Consider the following 18,202-nt stretch of genomic DNA (forward strand, 5'->3'; position numbering starts at 1 on the left):
CAGCGACTCGATGGCGACCGGCATTCTGCTCGCAGCTTCATCTAGTGCGTGCGGTTCTCGACAGGCTTGCCCTTGAGACCGTCGTGCGAGTGCCGGAGATCGAGCGTCGGCTTGGGTTGCTCCCTCACAAAGCTCTGCGCCATCTCCCCCGGACCGCCCTTTGCAATCGTGGTGCCGCCGTCAGCAAATATCAGCGCTCCCGTTACGAAGCTCGCCTCATCCGACGCGGCGAACGCAAAGACATTGGCCATCTCCTCCGGGGTGCCGCGCCGACCAAGCACAGTACCGGCGAGAGTCTGCTTCTCCATCTGCTCGTTCATCGGCCCGGTCTCCTTGTGCGTCCAGGCCGTATCGATAGGGCCGGGGCACACACAGAGGGCGCGCACGCCGTGCTTGCCCTGTTCGCAGGCCACGCCGCGCATGAAAGCGTGAAGGAAGCCCTTCGAACCACCATAGGGCGCCGCCGTCGGCTCACCCATTTCGCCGGCCTCTGATCCCGTCGAAATCACGACACCCCGCGAGCGCTTCAGATGTGGCAGCGCAAACTTCGTCATCAGGAATGCAGATCGGACATTGTTACGCACGATGTAGTCGAACACCTCGACCGAGTGATCCTCGCATTCGGCAATTTCGGGAAAGACGCCGGCATTGTTTATCAGGATGTCGAGCCTGCCGAATGCATCGATCCAGGGCGATGCAGGCTTGCGCATCCACCTCGTCTGCAACATCGCCAAGAAAAGGTTCGGCCACGCCGCCGCGCGCCCGGATGGCATGGACGACGTCCTCCACCGGATCGGCGGGCAGTCCGGCAACAATGACTTTCGCACCTTCTCGCGCGAATTTATGGGCGATAGCTTCGCCGATTCCCGTCGCCGCACCTGTCACGATCGATGATTTGCCGTTCAGCCGTCCCGCCATCGTCATCCGCTCCGCTTTGCTCTTGTCCAAGCGTTGAACACGCTAATACGCGCGATGTTCCACATCTCGATTTCCGGTCGATAGAGGGAACGTCCGCTTGCAAATTTCGTTGGCGGCCTATCAGCAAAAGAGGAGACTCGAGATGAAAGTTTGCGATGCCATGACCACGAACGTGCAGCTCTGCACTCCGCAGGACAGCATCAGGGATGCAGCCGAGGCGATGGCGACGCTCAATATCGGGCTGTTGCCCGTCGCTGAAAATGATCGGTTGGTGGGAATGATCTCTGACCGTGATATTGCCACGCGCGGAATTGCGATGGGTCGAGGTCCGGATGCGCCGGTGCGCGACGTCATGACAGCAGATGTCAAATACTGTTTCGAAGACCAGGATATCGATGAAGTCACTCGCAACATGACCGACATTCAGGTGCGGCGGTTGCCGGTGCTCACTCGAAACAAGCGGCTGGTCGGCATCATTGCGCTCGGCGATATCGCGGTTTCCAAGCCGGGTGACGGCGCCGCTACCGCGCTGCATGGGATTTCGCGGCCGGGCGGCCAACACGCGGGCGCGGTTACCGGCTGAGGCATTCAGTCGGAGGATTGCAGGAGCGTTCGCGTCACTGAGCCTGTGGACCAACGGCTCAAGCCATACAGTCCAAGCTACGGAGCGGCAAGGTACGTAATCGCACGACCTTCTATCGATGCCAACGGAAGGAATAGGATGTCGAGCGGGAGCGGGCATGCCACAGGCGCACCTCGACACCCGCTCGTTCAATGCAGCGCGTCGCCGCTACCTGCGGTACGTCCCGACGAGCTCAGCCTGGCCGATTGTGTGCTTCTCGGCTGCTTTCCAGATGTCGACTACCGGCATGCTCGGCGAGCGCGATAGCTCGTCGACATCCAAAGCCGCCAGCTTGAAGTGATAGTGATGCGTACCATGACCCTTGGGCGGCGCCGGCCCGCCATAGCCTAGTTCGCCGAAATCGTTCACGCCTTTGCCGAGACGCTCCGTCTTTGGCCCGTGACCGATGGCTTCCGGCAGCATCGTCCGCTCACCCATGATGTTGTAGATGCCCCAATGCCGAAACGTGCCGGACGGTGCATCCGGGTCCTCAACGATAAGGGCGAAGCTCTTCGTACCCGGCGGGGGATCCGACCAATGAAGCGGCGGAGACACATTCTGGCCGTCGCAAGTGTACTTGACCGGAATCGGCTGGTCGTCGTCGAATGCAGGACTCGTCAACTTGAACACCATATGCAGACTCCCGTGCTCATGGAATGCGAAAGGTCGCAGCGGCGGGCTCGCTCGGTCCCCGGGGTGCAACTACACGCCTTACCGGTCGATTCCGCCGATACAAAGGAACGTCGGACCGGCGCTTGAGTTGCTTCAACAAGGCACGCTGATCGGCGTTTCCCGCGTGCGCTCAGGACGATCCCTGCAAGCCGCGCGTCGGTACGCCGATGCTGGACAGGCGCAGCAACCATCTAGGGAACCCGGCGCATGGCCCTTTCACCGGAAGCCGAACAAGTTCGCGAGAGGACCAATCGCGAGCTGATCGATCTCCTGCACGAGGCAGGCGAGCATCTCGGGGCACCGGAGCAGGACGATTTCGCGTTCTATTTCGACCGGCCTACTTCGAGGCGGTATTGCCCGAACAGTTCGACGCGTTCGTCTGGTTCGAAGATACCAAGGCGGTGACACCGCTTGCGACAAGAGCCGGAGCGGGCGCGGCAGAAACCTATTCCTTTGGGTTCTGATCATGGCGAGTGCACGGGAACAGATCAGCGAATTCCTGGTCGGTCCGCACCACCTTGCGGGCATTTTGGGCGTGCCTCACGATGCAACCGGCATTGTGATTTTTGCGCATGGCAGCGGTAGCGGCCGGCTAAGCCCACGCAACAACCAGGTCGCAGCGGCTCTCCGTGAGGCCGGGTTCACCACGCTGCTGCTTGATCTCCTCAGCCCGGAGGAGGAGCGGGACCGCGGCAACGTATTCGATATCCCGCTGTTGGCATCACGGCTTGCAGACGCCGCAGACTGGACCCGCAACAAGCCAGAGCTCGCGAAGTTTCCGATTGGCTATTTCGGCGCAAGCACCGGTGCAGCGGCCGCGCTGGTCGCGGCTGCCGACCGGCAAAACGTCGCTGCGGTGGTTTCGCGCGGCGGTCGCCCGGATTTGGCCGGCAATGCGCTGCACGCCGTCAGGGCGCCGACGCTGCTGATCGTTGGTGGAGCCGACCTACCGGTGATTCCGCTCAACCGTTCGGCTTTTGCGGAGCTCTCTTGCGAGAAGGACCTCGTGATCGTGCCGAAGGCGACGCATCTGTTCGAAGAACCCGGCGCGCTCGAGCAGGTGACGCAATATGCCACGCGCTGGTTCCGCCAATTTCTGGCGTCGCCCCTCTCCGAAGAGGCGATCGACGCCGATACGGTTTTCGCCGACCGGCGGGACGCCGGACGCCGGCTGGCGTCGGCGCTCATGAAGTTCAGGGACAGGGACGCAGTCGTGCTTGCGCTGCCGCGCGGCGGCGTTCCTGTTGCATTCGAGATTGCGCAAGCGCTGCGCGCCACGCTCGACGTAGCGCTCGTGCGCAAGATCGGCGCGCCGGGTCATGAGGAGCTCGGGCTCGGTGCGGTCGTCGATGGCGCCCATCCGCAGGTCGTGCTCAATGAGGACATCGTTCGCGAGATCCAGCCGGGCGTGGCCTACCTGGAAGCTGAGACTGCCCGCCAGCTTGCCGAAATCGAACGTCAACGGCGCCTTTACCGCGACGAGAGTCCACCGCCAGAGATTGCCGGCCGTACGACCATTGTCGTCGATGACGGCATCGCCACCGGCGGAAGCGTGAAAGCCGTGCTGAGAGCGCTTGCAAGGGCGAAGCCGGGCCGCCTCGTCCTTGCGGTGCCGGTTGCGCCACGCGATTCGCTCGACGAGCTGAGTGCGGAGGCAGACGAAATCATTTGCCTCAAGAGCCCCGATCCGTTCTTTGCGGTCGGTATGCACTACAGGGATTTCTGCCAGACTTCCGATCAGGAAGTTACCGAGCTGTTGCATCGTTCAAAGGCGAGCGGCCCGAACCAGGCGCGTGCGTGACGATCGCGATAACAATATCCGATGCGATGCTGTGCCCGACCCGAAGATCGAACGCCGTTTCACGCCTGTTCGCGCCTTTTTCGCTTTGCCTCAAACCACTCCACTTGTCGGACCCCGAAAGCCTTGCGGCCGCCTGGCGTCTCGACGGCCACGGTTTCCCCTTTGCTCTTTCCGATTAACGCCCTGGCGATCGGTGAAGTTATCGAGATCTTGCCCTTGCTCGCGTCGGCTTCCGGTTCGCCGACGATCTGCCAGACCCGCTTCTCGCCGGTGTCCTCATCAATCAGCGTCACCGTGGCGCCAAACTTGATGGTATTGCCGGAAAGCTTGGATACGTCGACGATATCGGCACGCGCGAGTTTGTCTTCCAACTCGGCAATTCGAGTGTCGTTGACACTTTGCTCTGCAAGCGCAACCTGATATTCCGAATTCTCAACCAGATTTGGATCGTCGGCGATTGCCTGCTGAATTCGCTGAACAAGATCGGGCCGCTCGACGCGAATGCGGTGCCTCAGTTCATCTGCAAGGGCAGCGTAGCCCGCGGCCGTCATGGGAAGTTTTGTCATCGCGACTCTTATACCGAGTTAATCGACAAAGCATGCATTCATACGTTCGCGCCACGCGCCACCAGCGGTCGCGTACCTGTGGTGGGGAACGCCGTGCGAGGACACGGGTTCCAATTAGCGAGGTTGCCGGTTTCCCATAGTGGGCGCCACAGCGCCTCGCCCGCTGCGCGGCTCTGACAGTCCCCGGTGGAACCTGCAGAGCGGTATGATGGAACGTACACCCCTATTTAAGGTTGCCAGTCCAATGCGGAGCAGAGAGGGCTCGGTACTGTGGCTTTTCATGTCAGTCTTGTTGGTCGAAGTGACCTCAGTGGCGAGATCTATCGTCAGATCCGGCAGGCAATTCTGGACGGGCGCCTTCGGCCTGGAGAGCCGTTGTCTCCTACGCGAGAACTAGCCGCCGCGCTGACGGTTGCACGATCGACGGTGGCAATTGCTTATGAAACCCTAGTTGCGGAAGGATTCGCGACATCCCATGCGGGCTCCGGAACGTTCGTCAGCCATCACCTTGAGGCAAAACGTCCGGCGTCGAAAACAGGGCGATCGACGGCCCACGCAATTCGGGTGCGTGGAGTTTGGGAGACGATACCGCTTCCGGCGTTCTTTCGCCGCTCGGCGCGTTTCGACTTCAGGGCCGGGCTTCCGGACGCTTCGCTGTTTCCGTACCGAACCTGGCGGCGGGTCGTCGCCCGTGCGCTGCGCTCGCGCGAGATGACGGCAGGCATCTACGAGAATCCCGCGGGCAATTGCGACCTGCGCACGGCGATCGCTCGCCACATCGGCATCTCGCGAAGCGTTTCCGGATCGCCCGACGACGTCATCGTGACGAATGGCACCCAGCAGGCAGTCGACATCATCGCTCGCGTGCTTCTCGAGCCCGGCGACGTCGTTGCGGTGGAGAAACCGGGCTATCGGCCTCCAAAGGACTTGTTCAAGGCGCTGGGCGCGCGCGTGATTGGTGTGCCGGTCGACAGCGAAGGTCTAGTCGTGGCGGCGCTGCCAGCCGAGGCCAGGGTGGTCTACGTAACGCCCTCGCATCAGTTTCCCCTCGGCATGGCCATGAGCCTGCCGCGTCGGCGTGCACTGCTTGCATGGGCCGAGCGCTACAATGCGGTTGTCGTTGAGGACGACTATGACAGCGAGTTTCGCTTCGGCGGACGTCCGCTCGAGCCGCTTCAAACTCTCGATACGACCGGTCGCGTTGTGTATGTCGGCACGTTTTCCAAGACGTTGCTGCCGACTCTCCGGCTGGCCTTCATGGTCGTGCCGCCGTCGCTGCGAGAGGCGGCGTACAAGGCGAAGTTTGTCACCGATTGGCATACAGCGACAATGGCGCAGAATGCGCTGGCGCAGTTCATCGACGAGGGCGCGTTTGCGCGCCACATTCGCAGGGTAAGCCGCATCTATAGCGAACGGCATCAGGCGCTGACGGCGGGGATCAAGAGGAACTTCGGCGAATACCTCGATCTTGTTCCATCGAGCACGGGGCTGCATATCGCCGCCTACGCGCGAACAGCGTCGGCTGATGATATCGATGCGATTGCATCACGGGCCTTTGATCTCGGCGTTGCCATTCAATCCTTCCCGCTGGAGAGAGAGCCTCAGGCCGGCATCATGCTGGGATATGGGGCGATCGAAACGGCGCAGATTGCCGAAGGACTGAGGCGGCTGCGAAGTTGCTTCGATGAACGTATGTCCCGACGCTCGAAAGCGGCGTGAGCGACGCGCTCAGATCAATCCGACAAATACAGTCCTGAGGCGCCGCCTGAATTGGACTGATTGACTATCCGCGGATTGGACCTTCCGTCATACCGCTTCGCTTTTCTAATGTTGGGCCGCTGAAAAGGTCGACGGACTGATGCAGGGCGGGCGCGTTCCATTTCGCACCCGCACGCACTTTCCAAATCGCAGATCAATCATCACCGCAAATCACATTAAAGCGGACTTCCGCCGACCTGCAGAATCGCGAACTCACAACTTGGAGACACGAGCGCGTGAGTTGTGAAGCAATTCACGGCCGCGGGTCGCAGCTCGACCTAATCACGCTGCTGCAAGCTGACCTATCGAAATCGAACAGGAGGTTTCACATGAAGCATCCTATGATTTTCTCAATCGCAGGCGTCAATTCATTCACGAGTCGGAAAGCAGCCGCAGCGTCCAGCCACCATGATGGCGCTGAGACGTGTCGACCTGGATGGGCAACACAGTTCTTTAGCTGGTGTGTCCAGTGTTCAGAGCGGTCGCGGCAGCGACAAGCCTTGGCGGAGCTCGATGACCACTTTCTCAAGGACATCGGCAAGACGCGGCAAGAGGCCATGGCCGAAGCAGCCAAGCCGTTCTGGAAATGACGCCGTTCATCGCGGACTTGCTGCCGGCAGCGGCGCTGGGCTTGTTCGTCGCTATCCCGTTCGGCCCGATTGGCTTGATGTGCGTGCAGCGGACGCTGGCATTCGGAAGCTGGATAGGAGTTGCGAGCGGCATGGGTGCGGCAACAGCCCACGGGATGTTCAGTTGCCTGGCCGTGGTGAGCGGGACCGTGTTGACACAGATGACGCTCGCCCTGCACACGCCGCTGCGCATCACGGGAGGGATTGTGCTGGTCTTGATGGGCCTCAGAACCATTCTCGTGTCCACGGACGCGGCGCACGGCTCGACATGCGGAGATCCGACATGCGCAGATTTGCTTTCGGCCTATACATCGACCCTGTTGATCGCCGCCGCCAACCCGATGACGATACTACCGTACCTGGGTGTCGCGTCCGCGCTGGAAACCGGCAAACCGCTGATCATGGAACGCGCGCTGGCGATGCCCATCGGTGTGATGCTCGGCAGTGCATCCTGGTATCTCTTCCTCGCCCTCAGCACGAACACCATGTTTCGGAGCTTGCAGAAAGCCGCGCTGGATTGGTTCAACAGACTCACCGGGATCCTCCTGATAGCCTTGGGTGCTTCGCTATGTGCCCGCATCGTCTGACGGCGTCAGCAGAGAAAGAGCTGGCGCCATCGAACGACGTAGCTCTTCGTCTCGATGAAAAGAGGAAAGGAACGTGGGCACCACGCTTCTCGATGGCAATCCCCATCGTGGCGACCGCGATCGCGGTGCCTCCCAACTAAAATACGGAAAACAACCCCATGCAAAGTAGCAGGTAGTCGCTGGCATGATGCCCGAGCGATGGCGCGAAAACATTTGACACGTCGTCGGGCAAATCAGCGGCACTACTCCATCATCGCGCAATCGGCAAGAATAGCCGTGCTCCGCCCCAAACAATGGGCCCTTGGGCGCGATTGCGCGCAAAAAATCCTTTTGAGAGTTGAAGTTGCACCGGCTCACCCCAGCGGCCTGGTCGCCTCGAAAGCCCTCACGCATCGCAAAACGATATCGCTGTGTCCGATGAGGCGATGGATCCCCTGATGCGGAAGCGGGGATGATGCTCGATGGGCAGCATGACTGCCCAGGACGGCGATACTTCCGCTCGCGAAAAACAAGCAAATCCGTCGAAATTGTCAGGGTTGATGTATTGATTGACATCACGACACCCTTGATGTAACGAATTCCATCAATGGCCAAAGCACGTAAGATCACGCGAAGCCGGCTTGTCGTCAGCCCCGGCTTCGCGGAGCTGGTTGTGTGGGAAGTTCCCGAGCGCGTCCCGGGCAGTCCGCACAGCTACAAATACCGGCTCGCCTATGTGGTGAACGGCGTTTGCCGCGTGCGTTACGACAATGAGCGTGGAAAGGGCGATCATCGCCACCTGGATGGCAAGGAAAGCCGTTACACGTTTCGTGGGCTGGAGCGGCTGCTCGCGGACTTTTGGCGCGACGTGAATAAACGGAGATAGAGCATGCGGACGGTTATCCTCGGCGTCGAGACACAAAGCGACCTGACGCGCCGCATCCTGGCGACTGCACACGGGCAGCGTAAGGCTGGCGACGACCGAATTTCGTTCGAGAGCGTCAGCGACCTTTGGCGGGTGCTGGCGCCCAAGCGCATGGAAATTGTGCGCGTTATGACTGGAGCCGGACCGCTGACGATCCGGGAAGTCGCGCGTCGGGTCGATCGCGACTTCAAGGGGGTCCACTCCGACGTGACGCTGCTACTGGGCGCGGGGATTTTGGAGCGGACGGAAAGTGGCGGCGTGGAATTTCCCTATGACCGCGTTCATGTCGAGTTCGACATGATGGCGGCGTGACGTCGCCGCGCCCAAGGGAAACCAGAACGCGTGCAAGCACGGCCGCTTCACAAAAAATACGGTCGCCGAGCGGAAGCAGATTAAGGCCTTGTTGGGTGAGGCGAGGAAGTTGCTGCAAGAGATGAAGTGACCTGTCCTGCAAAGGCCATCCTGGTTCGCCTTTTGCTCAGACCATCCTGTAACAGCACGCGAGAAGGTCGAACGCGTGTTCACCTTTATACCGATCGCGGCGAAATCGAGCTGCCGCATCCGCAGTTGATGATCGAGCAGTCCTTTATTTCGGTCGCGGGCATTCCCAACGCGCCTTGCGCTGCTGGGCATTTCGCGAGAGCACCGAAGACCAGGGCCGGCGGCTGCTCAAGGCCGCACGTTTGTTCATCGAACGACACTGAGCGCGACGGCAGGCACCGACGGACCGGAAAGCCAAGCCCAGGTAACCACGATGCAACCACTATGTAATCACGATCGGCTTAGTTGCCGGCAAATTCAAACGGTCCGCTCTTCCGGGGGAGTGACAAGCGATTTTTGTGCTTCCGCCTCCAACGGCTTCTTGTCGGGTTTGTATTGTGCAGGAAGCTGCAGCACGGTTGCCGTTTGACCGGGGCGCAGCCTTGTAAGCGGCACGACCCTGCCGTTCGCAAACTCAAGCGCATCGTGGTGCCTATCGCTCAGTTCCTGATTGATCTGCCTGAAGCGCGCGAGCCGCGCCCCAATGCTGCCGAACCGCATGCTGGGAAATAGCTCCGCGAACGGATGATCACTGACTGCGTCTTCGCTGAACACAAGCTCAGTACCCGGCGAGAGGCACACGGCAATTCCTGGCTCTCCGACCGCGGCGAAGCCGCGTGTCACGGTATTGGGAAATTCGCTCGTTATCAGCAATTCTCCCGACGTTGCAGCACGTGATTCGACACAGTGCAGGCTGTAGTCGCACATTGAACCGCTCCCTTTTTGCATTTCTGTTCTCTGTGTGGACCTGCTGGGATGATGACTGAAAGATTCCGGTCCCACTACCTGCGAATGGCCGGTGGGACCTCGGGCTGATCAGGCATCTGACCTAAGGCCACATTCAATGAGTTCTCCCTTCCTTCGCGAAGCATGGCGAGCCGGATCGAGGAGCCTGGCGCCATCGCGTGGATCTTCTTGGTCAATTCTTTGGCGTTCTTGATCAGCTGCCCCTCCGCCGCGGTGATCACGTCCCCGCGTCTCAATCCGGCCCTGGCAGCCGGACCGTCGTCCTGAACGCTGACCACGATCGCACCGTGCAGATGGTTCACGCCGAGGCTGTCGGCAATGTCCGGAGTGACCGGTTGAACTTTGGCCCCTATCCATCCGCGCGTGACAGCGCCCTTGTCTTTCAGTTGCGATACCACGGCCTTGACTGTGTCTGCGGGGACCGCAAAAGCAACGCCCACCGAGCCTTCCGAGGATGAAAGGATCTTGCTGTTGACGCCGACGACATCGCCGCTGGCATTAAAGCTCGGGCCGCCAGAATTGCCTTGGTTGATCGGCGCATCGATTTGGATGAAATCAGTCGCGGAGCCCGTTTCGATGTCGCGCTCGCGCGCTGAAACGATGCCGGCCGTGACCGTGCCTCCCAGCCCGAACGGGCTGCCAGCAGCCAACACCCAATCGCCGACGCGCGGCAGTTCATCGACGAGTTTTACATAACTGAAGTCGCTGCGCCCATCGACTTTGATCAGGGCGACATCAGTCAATGAATCCTTTCCTATGACTTTTGCAGAGTAGGTCTTATTGTCATTGGTGCGGATCTCGGCCGTATCGCCGTCTTCCACGACGTGACTGTTCGTCACGGCATAACCGTCCGCGGAGATGAAGAAGCCAGAGCCAAACGAGACCAGTTGATCACGGGCGTTCGGCGCTGGAATCTGCTTGTTTGGAGGCCCCTGATCAGGTGTACCGAACAATCGGTCGGGAAGGCCTTTGGAGTTCGCAGCAGCTTTAGAGCTGACCCCAATCACGGCCGGTTCAACTCTTTCGGCGAGATCGGCGAAGCCGCCAGGTCCACCGCCACCTGTACGATCGGCAACCCGATGCATCAACGTCGAGGGCTCGCCCGCGAAAGCAGTCTGACCCCGCGTATTGATGGTCTGTGCCTGTGCAATGCTCGCGATCACCACGATCGCGGCGATGGTGCCGCCCATGACCGAAATCCGACGGCAGCTCAAAGCTACACTTCCATGAGCCATTTCCGCTTCCATAGCTTGTCATTGCCTCACCGCGGTTCCGACGTCAGACGCTGGGGCTAGCTCGCCGTCAATTCCTGTGAGAGGCGCTCAGACGCTCGCGGCAATTATGGGCCCAACAATCTGCCGCGCCGGCAGTTCCACTCGAGCCCACCGTGGATATTCCCAATTGCCGGCAAACCGCCGACGATCGATCGCCTCGCCACCGAAAATCTCACATGGAAAATCCGACATAGCTCCGCTCCCAAGACATGGCTCCCAACGTGATCTTCCGTGCGGTCGCAGTTCCATCAGGAAGCGTGCGCTCGGCTCCACTTTCATCCGTTCGCAGAGGCGTTAAACGAAACTTGCGGCGAGCCTTCGCAACTTTCTTTGAACCGCCGTGCCGTGTTAGCATGAATCCGTGCAACGACGGTGAGACCAGGCTGTGATCAAGGTCGAGCGAACCGGCGAAGGCGATCCACTTGAATTCGAGGTCACCGTCAGTGTGGGAAACGGCGAGACTCGCCATCACGTCACGATGGCAAGAGATACTTGCGAACGGCTGACGATGGGCACGCACACGCCCGAGGGCTGCATCGAGGCGGCGTTCCGATTCCTGCTTGATCGCGAACCCCAAGGATCGATCCTGCGGCGTTTCGACATCACCGTGATCTCCCGCTACTTTCCCGAGTTCGAGCGCGAGCTGCCACGCTACCTCTCTCAATCCTGAAAAGTGGGCAAGTGTCTTATAGAGGGTTTGTACGGCGACCCATTGCAGACATAGACAATGCGCGCGGCACGATATTGGTCGTCGCTTCATCGATCTGCATTGCAGTAGCGCTCTTCAAGCTCCGGCTACAATCGACCAGTCTCATTTTACTAGAATTTGGTGACCGGTAGATGTGTTGCCAATGCTACTTTCACTTACGGTGTTGCTGTTGTTGGTCAGCTTCTGCTTGCGTGCTTCGACAGACCTGCTTCGCGATCGAGAAAAACGCATTGCTCGTGACGCGATATATTGAGAATGAATGGGCGGCTGGCGCTCTTGCAGCAAGCCGCCCGTAGTTGACGCCGAAGAATTATGGCCGTCCACAAATGCCATATGCGTGTACATGCGCAGGCATTCTTGAGGTTGGGCCTATGTCGCTCGGCAAGTCATTCGAATCCGCCTTGGGAGCGGGGCAATCCTCGCCGAAAACAAAATAGCAACTTTTTCCCGATCCCGCGTTTACTCTCAGGTAGGGAGGATAAAAACATGGCTACCAAGTCGCAGGCAACTGACCGTATTGCGGAACTCGGGTCCGATAGACTTCTCAGTCGCAAAACGTTGGAACTCGATTATCTTCAGCATTTGATTGCGGATAAAGAAAAAGCCTTCAACACAGAAATCGATGAAGTTAGACGTGGGTCGCCGTCAAGCCAAAGTTCGCTGCCTCACAATCAAACGGTTTCACGGGATGAGCTTCCGGAAAATTCTCGCAAGTTCCTCGATAGCTTCCTAGCTGACCGAGGAGCCCTATCATTTAGAAACAAAACGTGAGTGGTCAGGGCTGGGACCAAATGTACGATCTTAAATGCGGTTCTCATATTATTTCTACAAGGACCTTGAGGCAAGCATGGACGAGCGCCAACAAGGAGAGATCGAAGATCGCCGCAAGTTTTTGATTTCGGCTGGCCGGTTCGCAGCGGTAACGCCTCCGGTAATAACGCTGCCGCTATCGACCTCTCTGACCTCCGATGCAATCGCGCATTCTGGCGCGGGCGGCGGGCCCAGGGGCAACAACGGCTACGGCAACGGCGGCAGCGACGGCAGTCCAAATGGCGAGCCTGACAAGCATCGCTGAAGTACGGTGCGACCTTGGCGTCTCCAGCCGACCCCAAGCTGGGGCACGTCACCATCCGCCGGAAAAATTCATCAAACCGCCTGCGCGCCGATTACAGCGCCGACGATTATCGTCCACCTGCCGCCTTTTTAATCCTGAAATCCTCAACCCGCTTACCGGCGTGCAACTGCGTGGCCAGCCAGCGCGGCTGCCTGCCACGGCCGGACCACGTCTCAAATGGTTGATCAGGGTTGCGATATTTCGCGGAAACCGGAGGATACCGACGACGCCCTGACGCTGGAGCTTCCAGCAGCTTTAGACGCTGTTCTAGCTTCAGCTTTTCCTCGCGGATACGTTGCTGCAAAAGATCGGAGACTTCAACGTGCAGCGACCATAGCTCGTCGGTACTCGTCTGATCTAATTCAGTTCGCTTCATCATCGGCTCCATTAATTGTTCCGCGCGATTCTCCATCATTTAAATGGTGCGAAGGTTGTTTTTCGAGGGGCATAAAAGGCGAGTGAGAGCTTTGTGAGGTAAAACTGCGGTCGAAATGAGCAATTGCAGTTTTGGAACCTAAGTTAATGCATCACATGTTTTGCTTTTAACTAGGTATTTGCACTCCGCAGGAGTTGCTATGTCCAAACGTACTCGCAATGTAGGCCTGCTTAGACACCCGATAAGGACTTGAGGATTCAATACGAAGAACTTCTTTGTTTGCGAGTGAAACTCACTGAACTGCTCTTTCCTCTGAAAAGATCGTCTCATCGCAGGCGCAACATTATGCGTGGTAATCGGTCGGCAGCGAAACGAAGGATTGTCCCTCGCACCAAAGTTATCCCCGGATAGTAATCGAAATGAGTGGATCAGCGAGTTCGTTTCCGCCCCGGCGCGCCCCAATACCGTTGGCTCGACGTTGCAGCGTTGCCATTTGCTCGGCTCGATCCGAGCCAACCCTCGCCGAGCCCGTCCGACAGCAACGGACAACATTGGCTGGTGACCGCGACAATGAATGACGCGGCCACTTAGAAGATCCGTCAATAGTCTACTTAAGCGGCAATTGTCGTTGCGATTTTTTTCTTAAGTTCTTCGCAGACCGTGCGAACTTCGGACGTCATCAGCGAGCATTCCTCGATCTGCAAGAAGTAGCGTTTGCCCTCCTCACGATAGCTTGCTGCCAGTTCCTTGATCTCATTTACCATTGAGTGAACACCAGCAACGGTTTCCTCGCACCTCTTGGCGGCGTCTTTCAGTTCGGCACCGAGTGCTTCGATCTCTTTTACCGCCGCTTCATATTCGCGGACGATGACTTCGGCGGAGAGTTTGCCTACCTGATTGACGCCTTCCTTGTGCGAGACGTAATCGGGCATTGGGCCTTTCGGAAGCGGATGTTCGTCTTTTGGAATGATGTGAATGGAAGGTAATGCGCGATTGCCGTTTTGGATCACGTCTCCGATATCGCGTTCGATGTCGCTAAACTTCGATGCGAGAACTTCATCCGTAAAACTCATTTTACAAGACTCCAAACTGTTGCGGGACAATCGAGGGCCACGACGGTCAAGGAAAATGTTCAGGTTGTCCACCATTCAAATTAGCCACTATGTATTGTGGAAGACATTGGAACTGCATTCAGATATGCCCAGCATGCCGTCAACGTGGTGGTCCCGGAGAGTGTCCAGCAAATAGCTTCGCCGAGTACGCACCGAAAACGAACACTGAGACTAAGAAGGACGTGGTGTGGTTCGCACTCAACGAGGACCGACCGTTGTTCGCCTTCGCAGGCATGTGGACGATCTTCAATGGGGAGCGAGGCATGAAGTCCATGCCGATCCCCGGTCTATGGTTTCCTGACGACGTCGCCGAACGCAGTCGTCGAGCCAACATTCCAAGGCGATGCCGGTGATACTCATGACGGGCGAAGATCAGGATGTCTGGATGCGGGCGCCGATCGCAAGGGCATGCGCATTCAATGCTCAAGCTACAAGGAAAGTGGCTCGCGCATTAACGGGCGGCGCGTTTGGCTCGACGACATCGAGGCGCTGGCCATCAAGGGATTGCGCCAGCAGTAGCGCACCCCGAGGTGATCACCGAGTTTGTCGAGGCCTATAACGCCGAACGCAAGCAGCTCAAGAAGCAGGCGAACGCCGAGCGCACGCGGACAGAACGTCGCCTAGGCGAGATCGAGCGCGAGATTAAGCGCGCTGTCGATGCGATCACCAAGGGCGCGCCACCCGAGCCTATCATCCCGCGACTGCGCGAACTGGAGGCCGAGCGCAAAATACTCAGCGAGAGGCTTGAGACTGCCAGGGAAGGCGACAACGTGATCGTCCTGCATCCGAAGGCCATCGATCGCTACAAGCGCGCGGTAACAGAATTGGCCGATGAATTGAAGCGCGGCGAGCCAATGGAGTTTGCGACCATCCGTGAATTGGTGACGGCGATCATCGTGCACGCCAGCCCCAGCCGACCGGGCGGCGCAGGGACCAAAGCAAATGCCGAGGATGACCGGAGTGTGCGGATTGAATAAGGGGGCGCATCGCCGCCCTCTGCGGCAAATCCCGCCCTGTTTCCGAGCATGGCTATGTCGGCTAACCATGGTAGCGGGGGAGGGACTCGAACCCCCGACCCCAGGATTATGATTACCCGTCTCTTACGCTCCAGGAGCCTCGTACAGCACTTTCGATCGATTTTTTCGCGAAAAATGTGGAGACCCCATTCCTTGGGGTCGCATCCGCCTCCGAATCCTTGGTTTCGTTGGCACCGAAGTGGTACGATCACGTCGAAAACGTGACTTCGAAGGATCCACATATGGCATCGAAACGGCTCAACCTGACCCCCAACGTGGTCAAGGAGGCCACCACGCTGGCGATCAAAGGAACGGAAGGAATCGAGGATTTCTGCGACAAGCTGCAGCCCTATCTGGTTCTCCGGGTCCGAGGTCACGTCGCTTCCTGGCTGGTGAAGACCCGCACCAATAGCATCAAGATCGGGAGCGCCCTGCCTCCCGCGAAGGAGGCAAGGATTCCGGAGCGGCGCAAGCGCGCCAGCAAATCCGGTGACGAGTACCTCGGACTGCGGGAGGCACGCGACAAGGCAAAGCGCGAATGGGCCAAGATGGGCAGTTCGGTGGACGCACCGGAGGAGAAGTCGGGCTGGACCTGGGGTGAGCTCGTCGAGGAATACAAAAAGCACATCTCTGAGATGCGCGAAGATTCCTCCGGCAGACCGATCTATCCTTCCGCCGAGACGCAGAGCGACGTCAGGCAGATCTTCGCCAGGCCCGCCGTCGCCAAGCACGCCGACAGACCGCTCTCCGGACTGAACGAGGAATGGTTCGAAACCGTGCAAGAGGAACTGCACAGGACTCACAAATACGACGGCTACAGGAAATTCAGAGCCTATGGTCAAGCCGCGCTGAACTGGGCGTCGGCTTTCAAGCGCAGGGAAAGCGGCCTCCCGGGTCGCAAGTGGTGGCTGCTCGCCGAAAAGCGCCGCCGCACGGCCAAAGAGGTCGAGAAGAAGATCGAACGCGACAAGGCGCTGAAGAGAAAGAAGAAAGACTTCACGGTCAAACATCTCGGCATGTTGCTCGCCGAGCACGAGAGGTTCTGCGCCTCGCGCGCCGGCAACGAGCGCATCTCGCCCGGCGTGCGCTGGGGACTGTGGTGGGACAGCCTGACTGGCCACCGCCGCGGCTCGGGCACGTGGATTGCCCGCGAGGACGTGGAGTTCAAGGATCCGCGCGCCGAGCCCGGGTGGGGACTGGCCACCTGGCAGCCCAACGTGATGAAGACGCAGAACCCGTTCACCCTCCCCATCCCGCCGCTCGGGCTGCACATCGTTCGATGCTGCATGCGCGACTGGAAGCGTGCCGCCGAACGCGCTGGCCTGTGGAAGCGCGAGAGCAAATGGGTATTTGCATCGCGGGTGATGCAGTCGGAGACGGGAGATATCGCCGTGTCCGGATCGGCGCTCGCCAACCACATCCGCAACATGCGCGGACTGCGCGAGGGCAACCACCGCGACGTATTGCGCGGCATTCCCCCCTTCAGCATGCACATCATCCGATCCACGATGGGTGACCATATCCTGGACGAGACGGAGCTTCCGCCGGGTACTGCATCCCTCGTGATCGGCCACGAGATCGCCGGCGACCGCAGGAACGAGCTCGACCGAGTCGGCCAGACCGGAAAGCGCTGGTACTTCCAAGCGCAGCGCATTCCAGAGAAGACCAAGGCCATGGAGTTATGGGCGGACGCCTTGCTCAAGGCCTTTCTGGACGCGGGAGGAATCTATCCGGAATAGACCATTCGCATTTCGCCCGTAACGAACCCGCCCGGTCGGGCTCGAACGCCGCGCTTTGCATTGTTCGGCCCCCCATAGCAGGCGGCTGTGGTCGATTCTCTAACGTCGCGTCCTGTTAAGCTCGGCTGGCACGCAATTATATGATCAATTACATGGACCGGATGAGATCAGCCTTTGACCGTGTCACTCACGGCACGGTCAGGATTCGATCAACGATTTCCCGCACGTAATTCGCAAGTGGCAAAGGCGCTTGCGCGCAATGTGCGTCGACTACGCAAAGATAGGGGCTGGACCCAGGATGAGTTAGCAGCCAAGCTGAAGATAGAGCAAATGGCTGTCAGCCTGATCGAGAACAATCGTGCCAATCCTACGCTTCAAACGCTCGAAGCAATCGCGGCGTGTCGGGTGTACGATTCATTGACTTATTCGACGCGCGTTACACGGCGCGGATTCCTCCGCCGCGACGAGATCGAGTTCAGCTCCAGCGACCGAGCAGCGATCGCAATTCATCCGCTCACAATCCGAGAACAACCCGCACCGGCGCAAGGTGGAAGCCTGGGCGAAGAAGGTTGGCAGCCAGGCAAGGCGACTTCGATGACAGATAGACATCCAAGGGCTCCGAGGCTTCCAAAGAATTCCTGCATCGTTACGGCCGCAATGCTGGAGTCGGCTCAGAGGTTTTTTCTATCAGACCACCAGTCCAGTCCACTGGATGGATTTATGCAACTTAATAGATTGCGTTGTGGTGTATGACATCATCGCCTTTCCAGTGATCTACACCGAATACGCTGACCCTTTAGTAGGGCCGCTTCTTCAATCTGGTTTGGCTGATCCCTGGTAGCCGGAAGCTGGTTTGCTGAACCTAGGAGGATCGAAGGAAGAGCTCTGGGGACGCCCCACAAATAGCGATGTTCGGCGCAAGCGCCGTGCCAGTCGTGTGTTGTGAATCGAAATCAGAAGTATGGAAATTCGAACTTGCCTTTGTCGCGGCAAGAATGTCTGCACCGGGAATTTGCGCGTTCCCGACACAGCTCTGAAACGCCTTTATCCACATTGGGTCAAAGTCGGACCTCGGGCTCTGTCTGACTCAAGTCCGTTCACCCCCTCGCAGCGGACAT

General features: G+C 59.0%; 20 protein-coding genes and 2 pseudogenes. 14 read left to right on the plus strand and 8 right to left on the minus strand.

All coding sequences use genetic code 11. The features are described 5' to 3' along the window. Positions 1–41: 41 nt before the first annotated feature. Together CQ13_RS17650 and CQ13_RS47135 are read right to left on the minus strand one after the other, a co-directional pair. Positions 42–710: an SDR family NAD(P)-dependent oxidoreductase gene (locus tag CQ13_RS17650; RefSeq protein ID WP_197427360.1), complete on the minus strand. Its 669-nt coding sequence runs from the start codon at positions 708–710 to the stop codon at positions 42–44. Between the two features lie 43 nt (positions 711–753). Continuing rightward, positions 754–924, minus strand: a pseudogene (locus CQ13_RS47135) (SDR family NAD(P)-dependent oxidoreductase); the annotation flags it as partial. 136 nt (positions 925–1,060) lie between these two features. On the opposite strand from CQ13_RS47135, the gene CQ13_RS17655 reads away from it, so the two are divergent. After that, entirely contained in the window at positions 1,061–1,501 is a 441-nt protein-coding gene (locus CQ13_RS17655) for a CBS domain-containing protein (protein WP_057844147.1), read from the plus strand. Between the two features lie 207 nt (positions 1,502–1,708). Here the strand turns inward: CQ13_RS17655 and CQ13_RS17660 are convergent, their stop codons facing one another. Further along, positions 1,709–2,173 (minus strand): YbhB/YbcL family Raf kinase inhibitor-like protein, encoded by a 465-nt coding sequence (locus tag CQ13_RS17660; protein ID WP_057844121.1) that lies wholly within the window; start codon positions 2,171–2,173, stop codon positions 1,709–1,711. A 505-nt stretch (positions 2,174–2,678) separates the two neighbouring features. Between CQ13_RS17660 and CQ13_RS46810 the strand changes: the two genes are divergently transcribed. Next, positions 2,679–4,013, plus strand: a complete 1,335-nt coding sequence (locus CQ13_RS46810) for a phosphoribosyltransferase family protein (RefSeq protein ID WP_347337045.1) — start codon at positions 2,679–2,681, stop codon at positions 4,011–4,013. Between the two features lie 59 nt (positions 4,014–4,072). On the opposite strand, the gene greA is transcribed toward CQ13_RS46810, so the two are convergent. Then, positions 4,073–4,579: a transcription elongation factor GreA gene (gene greA, locus CQ13_RS17675; RefSeq protein WP_057844122.1), complete on the minus strand. Its 507-nt coding sequence runs from the start codon at positions 4,577–4,579 to the stop codon at positions 4,073–4,075. A gap of 270 nt (positions 4,580–4,849) precedes the next feature. Between greA and pdxR the strand changes: the two genes are divergently transcribed. The 5 genes from pdxR to CQ13_RS17695 all read left to right on the plus strand — a co-directional run bounded on the left by pdxR (position 4,850) and on the right by CQ13_RS17695 (position 8,769). Further along, positions 4,850–6,298, plus strand: coding sequence for a MocR-like pyridoxine biosynthesis transcription factor PdxR (pdxR, locus tag CQ13_RS17680; protein ID WP_057844123.1), 1,449 nt, complete (start codon positions 4,850–4,852; stop codon positions 6,296–6,298). A 380-nt stretch (positions 6,299–6,678) separates the two neighbouring features. Next, positions 6,679–6,927 (plus strand): DUF1127 domain-containing protein, encoded by a 249-nt coding sequence (locus CQ13_RS46450; protein ID WP_082637527.1) that lies wholly within the window; start codon positions 6,679–6,681, stop codon positions 6,925–6,927. Then, positions 6,924–7,553 (plus strand): LysE family translocator, encoded by a 630-nt coding sequence (locus tag CQ13_RS17685; protein ID WP_057844124.1) that lies wholly within the window; start codon positions 6,924–6,926, stop codon positions 7,551–7,553. The genes CQ13_RS46450 and CQ13_RS17685 overlap by 4 nt, the downstream gene beginning before the upstream one ends. 586 nt (positions 7,554–8,139) lie before the next feature. Next, positions 8,140–8,418, plus strand: a complete 279-nt coding sequence (locus CQ13_RS17690; RefSeq protein WP_057844125.1) for a toxin-antitoxin system TumE family protein — start codon at positions 8,140–8,142, stop codon at positions 8,416–8,418. 3 nt (positions 8,419–8,421) lie between these two features. Continuing rightward, on the plus strand, positions 8,422–8,769 hold the full coding sequence (locus CQ13_RS17695) for an HVO_A0114 family putative DNA-binding protein (RefSeq protein WP_057844126.1): 348 nt from the start codon (positions 8,422–8,424) through the stop codon (positions 8,767–8,769). A 486-nt stretch (positions 8,770–9,255) separates the two neighbouring features. On the opposite strand, the gene CQ13_RS17700 is transcribed toward CQ13_RS17695, so the two are convergent. Both CQ13_RS17700 and CQ13_RS17705 read right to left on the minus strand, forming a co-directional pair. After that, positions 9,256–9,705 carry a hypothetical protein gene (locus tag CQ13_RS17700; protein WP_057844127.1) on the minus strand — a complete coding sequence of 150 codons (450 nt, stop codon included), beginning with the start codon at positions 9,703–9,705 and terminating at the stop codon, positions 9,256–9,258. A 74-nt stretch (positions 9,706–9,779) separates the two neighbouring features. Further along, positions 9,780–10,934 (minus strand): S1C family serine protease, encoded by a 1,155-nt coding sequence (locus CQ13_RS17705; protein ID WP_057844128.1) that lies wholly within the window; start codon positions 10,932–10,934, stop codon positions 9,780–9,782. Between the two features lie 469 nt (positions 10,935–11,403). Between CQ13_RS17705 and CQ13_RS17710 the strand changes: the two genes are divergently transcribed. From CQ13_RS17710 to CQ13_RS17715, 3 genes are all read left to right on the plus strand, one after another. Further along, positions 11,404–11,688, plus strand: coding sequence for a hypothetical protein (locus tag CQ13_RS17710; protein WP_057844129.1), 285 nt, complete (start codon positions 11,404–11,406; stop codon positions 11,686–11,688). A gap of 525 nt (positions 11,689–12,213) precedes the next feature. Continuing rightward, complete coding sequence (locus CQ13_RS43100; RefSeq protein ID WP_156433728.1) at positions 12,214–12,498, plus strand: hypothetical protein; 285 nt, start codon at positions 12,214–12,216, stop codon at positions 12,496–12,498. A 76-nt stretch (positions 12,499–12,574) separates the two neighbouring features. After that, positions 12,575–12,802, plus strand: a complete 228-nt coding sequence (locus CQ13_RS17715) for a hypothetical protein (protein WP_057844149.1) — start codon at positions 12,575–12,577, stop codon at positions 12,800–12,802. 106 nt (positions 12,803–12,908) lie between these two features. Here CQ13_RS17715 and CQ13_RS17720 read toward each other — a convergent pair whose 3' ends face one another. Both CQ13_RS17720 and CQ13_RS17725 read right to left on the minus strand, forming a co-directional pair. Next, positions 12,909–13,256, minus strand: coding sequence for an H-NS histone family protein (locus tag CQ13_RS17720; RefSeq protein WP_245309213.1), 348 nt, complete (start codon positions 13,254–13,256; stop codon positions 12,909–12,911). A 572-nt stretch (positions 13,257–13,828) separates the two neighbouring features. Then, positions 13,829–14,290, minus strand: a complete 462-nt coding sequence (locus CQ13_RS17725) for a hypothetical protein (RefSeq protein ID WP_197427362.1) — start codon at positions 14,288–14,290, stop codon at positions 13,829–13,831. Between the two features lie 164 nt (positions 14,291–14,454). On the opposite strand from CQ13_RS17725, the pseudogene CQ13_RS47145 reads away from it, so the two are divergent. The 4 genes and pseudogenes from CQ13_RS47145 to CQ13_RS47150 form a co-directional block, all read left to right on the plus strand. Continuing rightward, positions 14,455–14,888 (plus strand): annotated as a pseudogene (locus tag CQ13_RS47145) (SOS response-associated peptidase family protein); the annotation flags it as partial. After that, the gene (locus CQ13_RS17730; RefSeq protein WP_057844130.1) at positions 14,860–15,306 is read left to right on the plus strand and encodes a hypothetical protein; all 447 of its coding nucleotides are present in this window, start codon (positions 14,860–14,862) and stop codon (positions 15,304–15,306) included. The pseudogene CQ13_RS47145 and the gene CQ13_RS17730, both read left to right, overlap by 29 nt. A gap of 281 nt (positions 15,307–15,587) precedes the next feature. Further along, positions 15,588–17,084, plus strand: a complete 1,497-nt coding sequence (locus tag CQ13_RS17740; protein ID WP_057844131.1) for a site-specific integrase — start codon at positions 15,588–15,590, stop codon at positions 17,082–17,084. Between the two features lie 261 nt (positions 17,085–17,345). Continuing rightward, on the plus strand, positions 17,346–17,837 hold the full coding sequence (locus CQ13_RS47150) for a helix-turn-helix domain-containing protein (protein ID WP_430649694.1): 492 nt from the start codon (positions 17,346–17,348) through the stop codon (positions 17,835–17,837). Positions 17,838–18,202: the final 365 nt, after the last annotated feature.

The organism is Bradyrhizobium retamae (assembly GCF_001440415.1).
Taxonomy (GTDB): Bacteria; Pseudomonadota; Alphaproteobacteria; order Rhizobiales; family Xanthobacteraceae; genus Bradyrhizobium; species Bradyrhizobium retamae.